This window comes from Virgisporangium aurantiacum (assembly GCF_016863635.1).
Classification (GTDB): domain Bacteria; phylum Actinomycetota; class Actinomycetes; order Mycobacteriales; family Micromonosporaceae; genus Virgisporangium; species Virgisporangium aurantiacum.
This window is the reverse complement of the sequence record NZ_BOPG01000079.1, coordinates 1-14,112: the sequence shown is the minus strand read 5'-3', so window position 1 is coordinate 14,112 and position 14,112 is coordinate 1. Positions and strand designations below refer to the sequence as shown.

At 66.5% G+C, this 14,112-nt stretch carries 8 protein-coding genes and 3 pseudogenes; 5 read left to right on the top strand and 6 right to left on the bottom strand.

The genetic code is table 11. The features are described from left to right. Nucleotides 1–77 precede the first annotated feature (77 nt). The 3 genes and pseudogenes from Vau01_RS50045 to Vau01_RS50035 form a co-directional block, all read left to right on the top strand. Nucleotides 78–218 (top strand): annotated as a pseudogene (locus Vau01_RS50045) (IS110 family transposase); the annotation flags it as partial. A gap of 1,469 nt (nt 219–1,687) precedes the next feature. Beyond that, on the top strand, nt 1,688–2,623 hold the full coding sequence (locus Vau01_RS50040) for a hypothetical protein (RefSeq protein WP_204008208.1): 936 nt from the start codon (nt 1,688–1,690) through the stop codon (nt 2,621–2,623). A 10-nt stretch (nt 2,624–2,633) separates the two neighbouring features. Continuing rightward, nucleotides 2,634–3,185 carry a hypothetical protein gene (locus Vau01_RS50035; protein ID WP_204008206.1) on the top strand — a complete coding sequence of 184 codons (552 nt, stop codon included), beginning with the start codon at nt 2,634–2,636 and terminating at the stop codon, nt 3,183–3,185. Nucleotides 3,186–4,076: 891 nt separating this feature from the next. Here Vau01_RS50035 and Vau01_RS50025 read toward each other — a convergent pair. Both Vau01_RS50025 and Vau01_RS50020 read right to left on the bottom strand, forming a co-directional pair. After that, the gene (locus Vau01_RS50025; protein WP_444546055.1) at nt 4,077–4,505 is read right to left on the bottom strand and encodes a TniB family NTP-binding protein; all 429 of its coding nucleotides are present in this window, start codon (nt 4,503–4,505) and stop codon (nt 4,077–4,079) included. A 5-nt stretch (nt 4,506–4,510) separates the two neighbouring features. Then, nucleotides 4,511–4,765, bottom strand: a complete 255-nt coding sequence (locus Vau01_RS50020) for a hypothetical protein (protein ID WP_204008252.1) — start codon at nt 4,763–4,765, stop codon at nt 4,511–4,513. Between the two features lie 947 nt (nt 4,766–5,712). Between Vau01_RS50020 and Vau01_RS50015 the strand changes: the two genes are divergently transcribed. Continuing rightward, a complete protein-coding gene (locus tag Vau01_RS50015; RefSeq protein WP_275424041.1) occupies nt 5,713–10,500 on the top strand; it encodes a TIR domain-containing protein in 4,788 nt (1,595 codons plus the stop codon). Nucleotides 10,501–10,517: 17 nt separating this feature from the next. Here Vau01_RS50015 and Vau01_RS50010 read toward each other — a convergent pair whose 3' ends face one another. Further along, complete coding sequence (locus tag Vau01_RS50010; protein ID WP_239152584.1) at nt 10,518–10,910, bottom strand: hypothetical protein; 393 nt, start codon at nt 10,908–10,910, stop codon at nt 10,518–10,520. An 11-nt stretch (nt 10,911–10,921) separates the two neighbouring features. After that, nucleotides 10,922–11,479: pseudogene (locus Vau01_RS65085) on the bottom strand (transposase); the annotation flags it as partial. A 128-nt stretch (nt 11,480–11,607) separates the two neighbouring features. On the opposite strand from Vau01_RS65085, the gene Vau01_RS50000 reads away from it, so the two are divergent. Continuing rightward, entirely contained in the window at nt 11,608–12,027 is a 420-nt protein-coding gene (locus Vau01_RS50000) for a hypothetical protein (RefSeq protein ID WP_239152580.1), read from the top strand. 725 nt (nt 12,028–12,752) lie between these two features. Here the strand turns inward: Vau01_RS50000 and Vau01_RS49995 are convergent. Beyond that, nucleotides 12,753–13,343 (bottom strand): prefoldin domain-containing protein, encoded by a 591-nt coding sequence (locus tag Vau01_RS49995; RefSeq protein WP_239152578.1) that lies wholly within the window; start codon nt 13,341–13,343, stop codon nt 12,753–12,755. 10 nt (nt 13,344–13,353) lie between these two features. Then, a pseudogene (locus tag Vau01_RS49990) lies at nt 13,354–14,112 on the bottom strand (IS5 family transposase); the annotation flags it as partial.

Sequence of the window (14,112 nt, the reverse complement as noted above, 5' to 3'; positions counted from 1 at the left end):
CCGCCATCATCCGAGACCTCCAGACCAACCTGACCAACGCGGAGACCGCCGAACGACACAACGAGATCGGACCCGGCCGCCACAGAGGGCTGCTCACTCAGATCCACCCAGCGCTGGAGCGGATTCTCGGTCCGAACGTGCATCACCCGGCCGTGCTCGAGCTCCTGCCGCGCTGCGGCGGCCCGGCCGGGTTGCGTGCCGCTGGCCGGGCGAAGCTAGCGAATTGACGGCTGCGCGCTGGGATCTGGGTGTGCAGCAGCAGCTGCTGCCCCAACGGCGGACGACGATGTCGCGGACTCGGACGCCACGCTGCACGGCGGCCACTTGCTGGGCCGCCGTCTCGTTGGGACCACCGGAGTTCGCCACGCCCAGGGCGAACGCGAACGCATACGCGAAACGCGCGTCGATCGCCGGCCATCCTCAAACGGTCGGATCAACGTCGCCGATCAGGAAGTCGGCGATCTCGGCGTCTGTGTGCTGCTGTGGCGTCACGGGCTGATCCCTTCAGGCTCCTCTGCGCGGAGTCGAGTTCGTCTCGCTGCGCCCCTCTACCCCATCGGCATGGGCCGTGTGCTGTCCTCGAAATCCAAATCCTTCTCCGTGCCGTCACCACGAAGGTGGTCACCGAGCCAGTCACCCCGGGGAGTGCACCCGCACCACTCGCATCGCGGCCCCTCGGTGTTGATGGAGCCGGCCGCATCAGATCTGCTGGATTGATGCTGGCGTGTCGAGGCTCTAGTCCTGGCCGGCCACGTCCGGGCGCCGGCACTGCGGATATCGGTAGCCGGCCACCCATCGCACGTTCGCCCGGCTCGGGCTCGTGCACCAGCCGGCACTCCCAGCCGAGGAGATCACACGCCCGGCGGGTGGCAGCGAACAACTCAACGTCACGTGTCTGGACCCGGTGCTCCGGCCGGACGTCGAGGACCAGTGCGGTTCCGTCCCGGCGACGGGCGAAGAAATCCGGCGTATAGGAGCGCCGATGCGAAGGGACCTCGCCGGCGGTCGCCGACCACCGGCAGGCGGTCGTCCTGGACATTGACGGACTCCCACCGGTCGGCCGGGATACGCCGGGCATCACAGATTTCCGTGAACCGGGGCCAAGGAAATTCGTTCAGTGTGATGAACGACCCCAGCATCAATTTGTGCGCACCGACATCGATGACTGGCGACATGGAAAGGATCCGACCAAGTAGGAGGTCACCATGAAAGACGCGCGACAGCGTGCGGTCGTACTCACTCTCGCGGCCCTTCTCGGCGCCGCCAGCCTGGGATGCGTTATCGGTCAACCAGGAGAGGCTGAGCAGATTCCGGACGTTGTCCTGCCCACAAGCCATCCCGAGCCGCAACCCCAGTCTGCCACCACCTCAGTCAACCTGGAGATCAGCGAGTTGTATCTGGCTCGGATGCTGACGAAGTCAATTCAGGCCGCGGCCGGCGGCGAGACAAAGGGCTGTCCGGGAGCGCCAACGCCGGCCGTATCGGACCCCGGATACCGCAGCGGTCTCCACGTGATCGGGAGGACCTCGCTGACCGAGTCCTCCACCGGCGACGGGAAAGTATTGAACCTCATGACGACGACAGTGACGCCGTGGATCGGTGCTCACGGCAGTTCCGACGAGGTGGAGCTGTACAAGCATTCCGTCTCTCCCTGCGGCTGGTCCCGTATCTGGTCACGGCGGAGAAGGTGCCCAACGAAGCGATCCGGCGGTCGACCCTGTGCATGGCGTCGACGGATCCAGGCCCCACACAAGGTGTCGTCCTGCGGCTGGAGCCTCACGAGATCGTCGACATCGGCCAGAACAAGGAGTACGCGTGCGGCGGCCCCGGAATCCGTGACGACCTGGTGGCGGATGGAGTCGTGCGCGGCATCTGCAGCGCCCTGCGTGGCCAGCAGCCGATCAAGATTCCGTCCAACGACATCATCGGCGCTGTGCGGAACCTCACCGGCAACAGGAACCTCAAACTCACGGACCTCGCGCTCGGCACCCGACAAGGCCTGAAGATCGGGCTGGAATTCGACGCCGGCTCGCGCCGCGAATTCACCTCGGCGATGAGCCTGCACACGGCACCGGCGGCGCACTGGGGAGTCAATATCGATCCAGGGCTCATCGAAATCGCCGTGCTGGAGAAGGCCAAAGGCAGATTCGCCGCCGGCTCGCCTTGGGTGGTGACGCTGGATGGGCCAGTGACGTTCACTCGTGACGGCTTCACCGCTTCAGTACTCGCGGTCCGGCCGGCCATGGCGGGGACGCCGGCCTGCGCGCTCGATTTCAGGGTCCGAATCGGCGCGGTCGTCCACCTCTCAGCGAAGCGCGACTTCCTCGACAGGGTGATCATCGAACAGGTTATGTCGACGGAAGAGCAGAAACCTTGGATCGGCGCAGCAGCCTGCTTCCCCTGGTCCGTCCTTTTCGGCCACGAAGTGGTTCCGGAGCCGGTTCCCGTTCCACAGGACGGCGTTTGCCGGTTCCGGTTGGGCGACTTGGCGATGGAGTTCCCGGTCGGAGACGACATTCTCTATGCCACGGACGTCCGGGGTGACGACGGACTCTTCATCCTCGGAAGTAGCGACCTGCTGACGCCCGGCGGCAAACAAACCATCGATCGGTGCATGGTGTGAGGTATTCGCGATGAAACCTCCCTTCGTTCGTTTGGAGATCGGCACAGGATGGTACGGGGTCACCAAGTTGCGCTGGCGAACCTGGCTTCGGCGAACCTGGCTGAGCTGGGTCCTCGCCGGCTGCTATCTCGCGATCGCCGCTGCCGTGGTCTTGGTGACCACCGGGACCGGCGGTGAGGGGCCATGCTGGCTCACCCTGGTCCGCTGGGGATTCACCGCGGGTCTCGTCCTGCTCGTTGCCGTCCGGATCGTTCTCGAGGGCACCGTGTCTAAACCGGTGGCAGGCGAGCCGCCGCCGTGGGACCGACAAATTGTCGATCCATGGTGGACCACGATCCACACGCTCACCGGAGTCGTGCTCGGCTTCTGGCTAACGCCGTACTTCGTCGCCGCGGTGGTGACGGTGCTCTGGGAGGTGTTGGAGATCTCGGTACCCGGGTTCGGCGACGACGAAGTCAACGGCAACCGGATAGCCGACAACGCCGTTGCGTGGCTCGGATGGCTTGTCGCGGCAGGCACCTCGGCGTTGGCCGGCGCCACCAGCGTTCCGCTCATTGCATAACGGCAATCCGCAGCGACTGTGACGGGGAGGCGGCCGCAGCCGCCTCCCCGTTGGTCGTGCAGAGCTCCGTGCGCCCGGGCGGATGTTCGCGGCGGCGATCGATGTCGATCCGGCAGAACCGCCGCCACGGGATGTAACGGCCACCTCCGTGCACAGCGGCTCGTAGCCGAGCTGGTAGCGGTGTTTGAGGAACATGAGTCGCAGATAGGGTTTCCATCGGCACGCTCGACCGCCCCAGCATGGCCGAGAAGTCCCGGCCAGCAGCCGGTCCGCCGCCTGCCGCAGCAGCGCATCGTGGTCGCGGACGACATAGGGCGGCAGCCGACCTGTCGATCGCCGGTGACCGGGAACGTCGATCGCTGGACGTACCTCCAGCGTGAAGGGATCGCAATCAGCGACCGGCCGTCCCAACCGGGCCGGAAGGTGCCCGATCGTGCTGCTGGCGGCTCGGGCCTGGATGGCTGGCCTTCCACCGGCGTTGGTCTGTCGCTGCCTTTGCGCTGCTCGATGCAGATCGAGCCACCAGTACGCCGGCCGCTCGGGATGTCCCGTACGCCGCGCTCGGGGCTGTAGGTGCTCCACCAGGAACCGAACTACCAGCGGCTCGGCGGGTACGGTGATCCCGCCGAGCCAGTCGCTGAGCCGCTGCGCGGTGATCGTCACCGGTGGGTCCTGCGCTGCGGCTTGGCGGACGAGTGAGGCGTGCGTCGGCGCGCCCGCCGCCCGGTACAGCTCCGCCAAGGCCGTCACAAACCGCTCAGCCGCCGTCGGTGACTCATCCACCACGGGCTCCGCCGCTCGGTCGACCCACCGTGGTAGATCCGGATCCGGACCGCTCCGGACTGTTGATCACAGCAGGTGAACTGCCCGTCCTGGTTCCAGATTCAGCGTTCAGTCCAGGCACTCGTGGCGGACGGCGCGTACCCACCGTTCGGCGTAGGCGTTGGCCTTCGGCGCCCGCGGCGGGATCTTCACCACCTCGACACCGGCCACCGACGGCTCGGAGGGCATCTGCACCGTCGGGACCGGGATCTGCTCCTGCTCGGGCAGCGACACCGGCGGATGCGACCGCCGAAACTTCTCGATGATCATCGACTTGCCGTTGTTGGTGACGCCGATCAGCAGCAGGTTCGGCATCCGCTGCCGGGCCGTCCAGTCGAACAGCATCTCCAACCCCGCCAGGGCCTCGGTAGCGCGGGTGTAGCCGATCCACCGGTCCGCGCGCACGTGCCGTAGCCGTTCCTCGGCGGGTAGCCGGGCCACCCGCTGGGCGGCCGGGTGCAGGTGCGACAGGTCCTCGGTGGCCTCGGCCAACTCCATGTCGGTCACCACTGCTCGATGTCGGCGAACGGCAACGCCGACGCCGCCGGCGCCGTGTCGGCGGGTGGATCCGGCGGTGGCACCGGGCCCGGCGCTGGAACCCGTGGTGGCGGGGTTGAGGTGCGCCGCTGTTCGTCGCGGCGCGCCCGGCGGGTCGTCTTCGTCGCGGTGCCGGTGATCATGCGCATCTGCTCGACCATCCGGAACAGGGCATCCTCGTCGACCTGGGCGCGGCCCACCACCACGACATCGGCGTTCACCGGAATCCATAGGACGCCGACCGCCAGGCCGCAGGAATGGTAGAGGTAACGCTGCAACTCATCCAGCCACACCCCAGTGCGTGGCGTCGGCTGGGCGGCGAACACGTCCAGCGCCGCGTGTCGGCGGGTGCAACAGCCACTCCGCCCGAACCGCCTCGAACAACGCCCAGGGCTCGCGCCCCAACGACCCGTCCGCTGTGCGGCGACGTCGCCCTCGACGGCGAGCAGGTCGATTAGAGGCTGCCCGCGAGACGCAGGTCACCCGGCCATGGCTCAACGGCTGGCCGGTGACTGGGGGAACCTGCCCGGGATTCTGCAGGTGCCGCAAATGTGCGAGGGTTCGGGCTGGCCCGGCCGGCGAGGCCGCAATCACGTTGAACGTCGGCTCGACCCGGCCTGGCGGTTGATTCACCTCACGGATTTACGTTGATGCAGCTCACCCACTCGGACGCTAGCATCCACCGAACTGGCGACGAAAGCCGTGACCACACTGAGTTCGCAAGACCGGGAATTCTATTTGCGCTGGTGGCGGGTCGTCCCCGGCGTCAAACAACCACCTGCACCGAGCCAATTAGGGCCTTAAGACCGTTCTGCTCTGATACCGGGTTCAGCGAATATTTTCAGTAATTGCTAATTTCCCTGATCCGGCCTCACGCCGGACCGTGGATCCGAGACCTATCACCTCGAATGTGTACTGGACAACCGACGCGTGAACCGGGATATGCCAGCCCATCGACGAGGACGGCGGGCTCGTGACGCCGGAAAGGAGCAGGGGGCCCGTGACCGACGATGATCCGGACCCGGTTGATTGCAGCGAGCCGCGAGGGCAGGGACTAGATGGACATTGCACCGGGGTCATCCTTTCGGCCGACCGGAGGAGTCCGCTTGAAACGAATGGTTGCGTGCCGTTGACCGGTTGGGGAGACTGCCGACGGTGACCGGGTTGGATGGTGACGGTGGCGTCTGCGGACAGTGGTCGTGTACGTGTGTTGATCTCGTACGCGCACGAAGATGATCAGCACGAGGAGCGGGTGCGGCTGCTGTGGACGCTGCTTCGAGCTGAAGGCGTGGACGCAAGGTTGGACGTTTCGGCCGCGTCGGAGCGTCGGTTCTGGCCGCAATGGATGTCGGAGCAGATCCGGTTGGCCGATTTCGTGCTGGTGGTGGCGTCACCGCGTTATCGGGAACGTGCCGAGGGCCGCGCCGCTGGCGGGGTCGGGCGTGGAGTGTGGTGGGAGGCGCGGCAGCTTCAGGAGCTGTTGTACACCGACTCGGATGAGGGCATCCGAATGATCCTTCCCGTCATTCTGCCGGGTGACGACGCGACGGGGTTGCCGGATTGGCTTCATCCGGTGGGCGGGACGACGTATGTGGTGTCGACGCTGACGTCGGATGGCGTGGACGAGCTGGTGCGTGTGCTGACCTGCCAACCGCTGTACGTCGAACCTCCGCTGGGCACCGTCAGGCCCCGGCCGCCCCGCGTGTCGATGGCAGGCGGCGAGATCTCGACCTCTGCACATGACGCCGACATCGGGTCGACGGACGCAGAACCGTCGCCTACTGGCACCGGGCCCCGGAGGTCCGGCGGTCGGCAGCGCGAGTGGCGTCGGCCGTGGATGGCACCGGGAGTGGAGCCCGGGATGGTTCCACGTCCAGATCTTGGCGCGTCCCTGGTTTCAGCGGTTTGCCATCCAGCTGAGCCAGCGACGGTGGCGGTAACCGCGGTGCAGGGTACCGGCGGATTCGGGAAGACGACGCTGGTGGCCCAGGCGATCCAGGATCCGGCGGTGGTTGCCTGGTACACCGGCGGACTGTTGTGGACTGAGCTCGGCCGAGATGTCACCGGGCCGGCCCTGGCTGCGAAGATCAACGATCTCACTGAAGCGTTGACGATGGAGAGGCCGACGATGGCCGATCCGCAGCAAGCGGGGTTCCGCCTGGGCGTCGCCCTTGATGCCTGCACTGAGCCGGTGCTGCTGGTGATCGATGATGTATGGCGGGATGAGCAGATTCACCCGTTCCTGGTCGGTGGACGTACCTGTCGGCGACTGGTCACCACACGCCACCGGCTACGGTCGCTTGCCGGCTCGGTGCAGGTCCTAGTCGATGCGATGGATGACGGGCACGCAACCGAACTGTTGACCCGCGGCCTGGGCGCAGTTCCGAGCGCAACGGTGACCGAATTGCTACGACTGACTGGCCGGTGGCCACTGCTTCTGGATATCACCAACCGCACCATCGCTCAGTTCGCCGACAACGGCCGTGACACAGCGGATGCCGCTTCCATAATCGCTGAGCAGCTGGGCCGGGTCGGCCCCGCCGGGCTGGACAACCCGTACCAGATCTCCGACCAACAGCGCCATCGGATGGTGGCGGCGTGTCTGAATGCCAGCATCGACCTGCTGCCCGCGCTGACTCGCGACCGGTACCGAGAGCTCTGCATATTCGCCGAAGACACCGACATCCCGTTCCAAACGCTGAACCTGCTCTGGGGAGCCGGAGCCGCGATGACGGAGTTCCAGGTGGAGCAACTCGGCCGCACCCTAGTTGACGCCTCCCTGGCCAGGCCGGCCCGCCACGTCCCCGGGTTGCGGCTACATGACGTTATTCGTACCTTTTTGCAGGCTTCGGTTGGGCATGACCGCCTCGTCGGCTACCACCGCACGCTCCTCACGTCTGTGGGTCGGCTTCTGCAGCCACAGTCATTCGATCCGATCGATGCCGGCAGTTGGCCGTGGTGGACTGTTCCCGACGACCTCGACGATCTACGGCGCCACCTCGTGGACCACCTTCGCGGTGCAGGCCTGGACCGCCGGGCCGACGACCTGGTCGCCGACCTGCGATGGGCCTCAGCCCGGATACGCCGCGACGGACCGGTCGCTGTGGAAGCAGATCTTCGCCGGTCGAGCACCGCGACGGCTGCGGCCCTCGGCACCGCGATCCGGCAGAACGCCCACCTCCTCACGCCGATCCGCCCAGCGCATGCCATTGACGACATTCTTGCCAGCCGTCTGGATGCCAGCCCACCTCTCCAGCCACTCGTCGCCGATTTCACGCCATATCTGACCGAGCGGCTGCGCGTCGTCAACCGCTGGCCGCCGCCCGACCAACCCGACGCGGCGCTTCGCCGTGCCATTGATACCGGCCATCCATATGGAGTCAGCTCAGTTCATCTGGCTCCCGACAAGTCCCTAATGATCACGACCGGTGCCGCCGGCCGCTTCGAGCGAGGTAACGGCCCGGTGATGAGGATCTTCGATCTGGCCAACGGCATCCCACGTCATGCCATCGACACAGGACACCTGGTTGGCGTCGGGTCGGTCCATCTCGCTTCGGACGGATCATGGCTGGCCACCAAGGGCACCACCGGCCCCAGCGGCGTGGGCGGCGATCCGATGATCCAGATTTTCGACCCCGAAAGCGGCACCGTCCGCCACACAATTGACACAGGCCACCACCACGGCGTAGCCCTCATCAGCATCGCCCCGGACAGGTCCTGGCTGGCCACCGCCGGCACACTTCGTCGGCACAAAGGTGATCCGGTGGTGAGGATCTTCGATCCGGCGACCGGCGCCCTTCGCCAGACCATCGACACCGGGCACCATCGGGGTGTCGGGTCGGTCCACGTGGCTCCGGACGGATCCTGGATCGCCACCGTCGGCACCACGGCGACAGGCTGGGAGGAAAACCGTCGCAAGCGGCCCAACAGGCGCCTCAACGGTGATCCAGTAGTACACATTCTCGACCCGATGTCCGGTCTCGTACGCCAGAGCATCGACACCCGGCACCCACGCGGCGTGGCGTCGATATACGTGGCACCGGACGGATCCTGGCTAGCCACCACCGGCACCAGCGAGAGCGGCGATCCCGTCGTGCGGATCATCGACATAGCCACCGGCACCATACGACATGCCATTGATACCGGCCACGCCGATGGTGTGGACCTGGTGCACGTAGCTCCGGACGGGTCCTGGCTGGCAACGATCGGTACCGGCAGGTACAGAAACTCGGTGGTGCGGATCTTCGACACGGCCAGCGGCACCCTGCGCCACACCATCGACACAGGCCACCTCAAAGGCGTCGGGTCAATCTACTCCGCCCGGGATCCCTCGTGGCTGGCCACCAGAGGTGTCATCGACGCGCGCGGCCGGGGCGATCGAGTGGTGCGGATCTTCGACACGTCCGGCGGTGCCCTCCGCGATGCCATCGACACTGGCCATCCGCGTGGTGTCCGATCGGTATTTCCGGCCGCCGACGGATCGTGGCTTGCCACTACTGGCACTGATCGGGATCCCGTGGTGCGGATCTTCGACACGTCCGGCGGTGCCCTCCGCCATGCCATCGACACTGGCCATCCGCGTGGTGTCCGATCGGTATTTCCGGCCGCCGACGGATCGTGGCTGGCCACTACTGGCACCGATCGGGATCCCCTGGTGCGGATCTTCGACACGGCTGTTGGCACATCGCGAAACACCGGCAATCCCGGCCACCGCCACGAGGTCGGATTCGCGTGTCTTGCCTCGGACGGCTCGTGGCTGGCAACTACTGGCACCACGGGCGACATCCGTTCGGGCTTTCCGGTGGTGCGCATCTTCGATCCGGCCACCGGCAAGATGCGCCACAACATCGACACCGGCCACCCACGAGGAGTCGACTCGGTCCACATGGCTCGGGACGGATCGTGGCTGGCCACCGCCGGTCCCGGCGGTGTGGGCGGCGATCCAGTCGCTCGGCTCTTCGATCCGATCAGCGGTGCCCTGCGCTACACCATCGACACCGGCCACCGCCGGGGAGTCGGGTCCATACACCTGGCCGACGACAGATCCTGGCTCGCCACTACCGGCGCGGTCGACTCCCAAGGCCGGAGCGATCCCAACGTCCATATCTTCGACCCGGCAAGCGGCGCTCTGCGTCACAGCATCGACACCGGCTTTCGTCGCGGCGCCGGGTCGCTCTACCCGGCGCCGGACGGATCCTGGCTGGCAACTACAAGCACCACCGGTCCGGGCGGCCTGGGCGGCGACCCCGTGATCCGGATCCTCGACCCGAACAGTGGCACCCACCGTCACACCATCGACACCGGCCACCCACACGGTGTCGGATCGCTGTACCTGGCACCGGACGGATCATGGCTGGCCACCACCGGCGCTGGCGGCCTGGGCGGTGACCCCATGATCCGGATCTACGACCCGATCAGTGGCACCCCGCGCCACACCATCGACACCACCCACCACCACGGAATCAGGTGGGCTTGCCTCGCCCCGGACGGAACATGGCTGGCCACCATCGGCGCCGGCGGCGTGGACGGTGACCCGATCCTGCGCATCTTCGATCCAGCGAACGGTTCCCTTCGCCACTCCATCGACACCGGCCACACCCATGGGATCGGCGCGATGCACGTAGCCTCAGACGGGACATGGCTGGCCACCACCGGCACCCGCGGCGCGGATAGCGATCCCGTTGTGCGAATCGTCGACCCAGCCAGCGGCACCCTCCGCTACGCAGTCGACACCGGCCTCGCCCGCGGAGTGGATCACCTCGTGATCCTGCCTGCCGATGGCCGGCTGGTAGCGGCCGGCAAGTCATCAATATTTCTGTGGCAAGCCCAAACTGGACGGGCCGCAGCGATGCGGATCGACGACCAAATCAAACTGTGTAGCGCCCTCCCCAGCAGCAACTTCCTACTTCTGGTCAGCTCAAGGGGAGTGTTCGGCTTCGACGTCATCGAAACCTGAGAGGGTGGTCTGGGAGGTTATGCCCGGGTTCCGATGAGGGTGAATTGGCCGGGTTGGATTTCGGTGAGGGTGTGCCGGTTGACCAGGCGTTTGAGCTTGGCGCGGATGCCTTCGGTGTCCTTGGCCTCGGTGCCGATTTCCAGTGCGAGGCAGACGTCTTTCGCGCGCAGGGCGTCGCGGTCGGGGGTGAACACAGCGAGGATCTGTTGGTAGAGCTCGCTGATGACGGCCGGTTCGGATGAGGTCACCTCGTCTTCGAGGATCTTGGTCAGGGTGTGGCGGGTGGTCGCCAGGTCGGCCAGTTCGGCGTCGATGGCGGCCACCTCGGCGGTGAGCTTGGCTTGCTGCTGGTGCAGGTCGTCGCGGGTGGCGGACGCGGCGGCTTCGCGGGCGGCGATCAGGCCGAGCACGGTCGTGGTGTTCATGCCGGGTCTCGCCAGGACGGTGTGCTGGTGCCGGTCAGCCGGCGCACGAGGTTGGCGGCCGAGGCCACAGAGTGCGTGACACCGATGACTCCGGGCGGCTCTCGTACTCCCGGGTCAGGCGCCGGTGCAGCATCAGCGCGCCACTGACCTGCTCGACCACCCACCGCTTCGCGATCGGCACGAACCCCGGCCTCGTGGCGCTGCGCTTGACGCCCTCGACATCGACGCCGAGCACAGCACCGTGGACGCCCAGGTCATTGCTTGAACCCGGCGTCCACCCAGGCCAGGGTGACGGTCGGCGTGTGCTCGACGACCTTGTCCAGCAGGCGCACGCCGATCGCGGTGTCGGTGACCGACGCGGCGGTCACCACCACCGCGATGATCAGCCCGAGCGCGTCGACCGCGAGGCCGCGTTTCCGGCCGGGCACCTTCTTGCCGGCGTCCTTGCCGGTGGTCGCGGCCGGGACGTGGTTGGCGGCGCGGATCGACTGAGTATCCAGCACGACCGCGGACGGATCCTCCCGACGGCCCGCCCTCTCCCTGGCCTGACGGCGTCATCCTCGACGGGAAACTCTTCGACACCAACCGCCTCACCGAAACCACCACCAGCGTCAAAGGCAAACCCATCGACGCCTGGTACTCCGGCAAGCACCGCGACTTCGGCGCCAACATCCAAGCCGTCATGCGCCCGGACGGGCTACCGATCTGGACCTCCGATGCGATGCCCGGACACCTGTACGACTTGACCTGCGCCCAGTACCTGGACATCACCGGCGCTCTGTACTGGGCTGCGTCCACATTGGACCTGTCGACCCTGGGCGACTCCGGATACGACGGCACCGGGCAAGGCATCCACACCCCCGTACAAACAGCCCGTCGGCGGCCGACCGCTCGCCGTCGACGACCGTGCCCACAACCTGCTGCTGCGCTCGATGCGCTGCCTCGGCGAACGCGGCTTCGCCATCCTCACCGGACGCTGGCGGACACTGCGCCACACCACCGCCAACCCTCGCGCACTCGGCGACCTCGTCGCCGCAGCGCTGCATCTGACCCACTTCGAATACCGGTACCTACCGCGATGTCATTGAGATCACGTCAGTAGCAGGAATTTCCAACCTCCTGCGCCGCCGATGCGTGCCATGTGAAAATGCAGGAATTCTCAGCGCCCCAACGATGCAGATAGACGAGATCACGATCCTCAGACCAATGCATCGATGCGCTGACCAGGCGGTCATGTAGGTGTCGAATCTGTCAAAGGAGCTGCCATGCCACGCGGGGGAGACGGCGTTGACCCAGGGGACCGCAAAGAGGCCCGGGAGGCCGCCAGAGCGGCCCGGGAAGCCGCCGCCAGAGAGGCCAGAGAGCGCTGGCCTAACCGAGAGCCGAGCGGTCGGTCCTATGGCGAAATCTGGGATGCACCACATTTGTGGACGAACAACGACAACAAGGCGGGCCCCGCCGTAGCCGTCTGCAGAATTGTCGACAAGGATGGAAAGTTGGTCGCAACCGGCCAGGGGTCCGGCAATAGTCCATTAGAGGCACGGGAAAAAGCCTGGAAATTTTCTGCCTTCGAGCGGGGGGGCCGGACCGACGTGATCATGGAAAAATGTGATTACCCTAGGTAGCGACGTACACAGATCGCGCGCAGCCGCTTCGCCCCCATCCCCCTCCGTGCCCGGCCGTGGCCGCTGCGCGCAGGACATCCTCGACGTCCTTGCCGGCGAGGCGATCCGCACAGTACCGGGTGGTCGTCGGCTCGGTTCCTCGCCTCGGCACGCATGCTCGACGGGTTCGCGACCCGTTGACCGATCTGGTAAGAGCCTAACCTCACACCTGTGGGGATACGGAGACCAATAGGAACTGGAATGGCTCCGCAACTCCCACGCCGACGACGTGGCCGCCGCGCTGACCGATCCCGTGTTCGGGATCGCCTGCACCGAAGCTGAGATGGTGGTTCGGGAGCTGATGTCCGTTATGACTCTGGTGTTGGGTCAGGGCTGCTGGCAGTCGCGGGCCGGGTGAGGGCGAACAGGCCGGATTCGAGTTCGGTGAGAACGTCGCGGGTGACGAGGCGTTTGAGTTTGGCGCGCAGGCTTTCGGTGTTCTTCGCGGCGGTGCCGGTACCGAGCGCGACGCAGATGTCCTTTGCGCGTAACGGATTTCCGGTGGCGGCGAACACGGCGAGGATCTGCTGGTAACCGGAATGGTGACCGTGGCATCCGTCGGTGACGTGCCGCGGGTGGTGGCGCCGGTGAGCCGCAGCAGCGTATCGCGAGTCGTCGCCAGGTCGGCCAGCTCGGCGTCGACGACAACGAGTTGCTCGGTGAGCGCGGCGATCTGGGCGCGTAACTGCTCGGCCTGGGTAGCGGCAACAGCTTCCCTGGCGGTGATCAGTTCCAGGACCTGCTCGTGGTTCATCGGTCGTGGTTCATCCGTTGTCGCTCAACGGGTGGCGCCAGGTCGGGGTGGTGGTGCCGGTGAGGCGCCGGACCAGGTTGGCGGTGGCCGCCCACCAGGTCCGCGACTCGCTGGAGGCGGGCCGGGTCTCGTACTCGCGCACGAGGCGGCGGTGCAGCATCAGCGTGCCGTGGACCTGTTCGACGATCCACCGCTTGGCCACCGGCACGAACCCTGGCCTGGTGTCGGAACGTTTGACCTGTTGACGTCGATCCCGTTTACGGCGCCGTGAATCTGGACGTCGTCTTTGAACCCGGCATCGACCCACGCCTTCGTCACGGTCGGGGTGTGCGCGACGACCCGGTCGACCAGGGCTACGCCGATCTGATTGTCGGTGACCGACGCGGCCATCACCACCACGGCGATGATCAGTCCGAGGGTGTCCACCGCGAGGCCGCGCTTGCGCCCCGGAACCTTCTTGGCCGCGTCCTTTCCGGTCGTGGCGGCAGGGATGTGGTTCGCCGCGCGGATCGATTGCGCGTCCAGCACGACCGCGGACGGATCCTCCGTACGGCCGGCCCTCTCCCGCGCCTGACACCGCAGCAGGTCGTGGATCGTCTGGTCGGTGCCGTCATCGCGCCACAACGCGAAGTAGTAGTACGTCGCCGACTTCGGCGGCAGATCGTGCGGCAGATACGCCCACTGACACCCGGTCCGGTTCTGATAGAAGATCGCATTCACGATCTCCCGAAGCGGATAGCGGCCCTGATGCCCCGACACCGACGGGTGC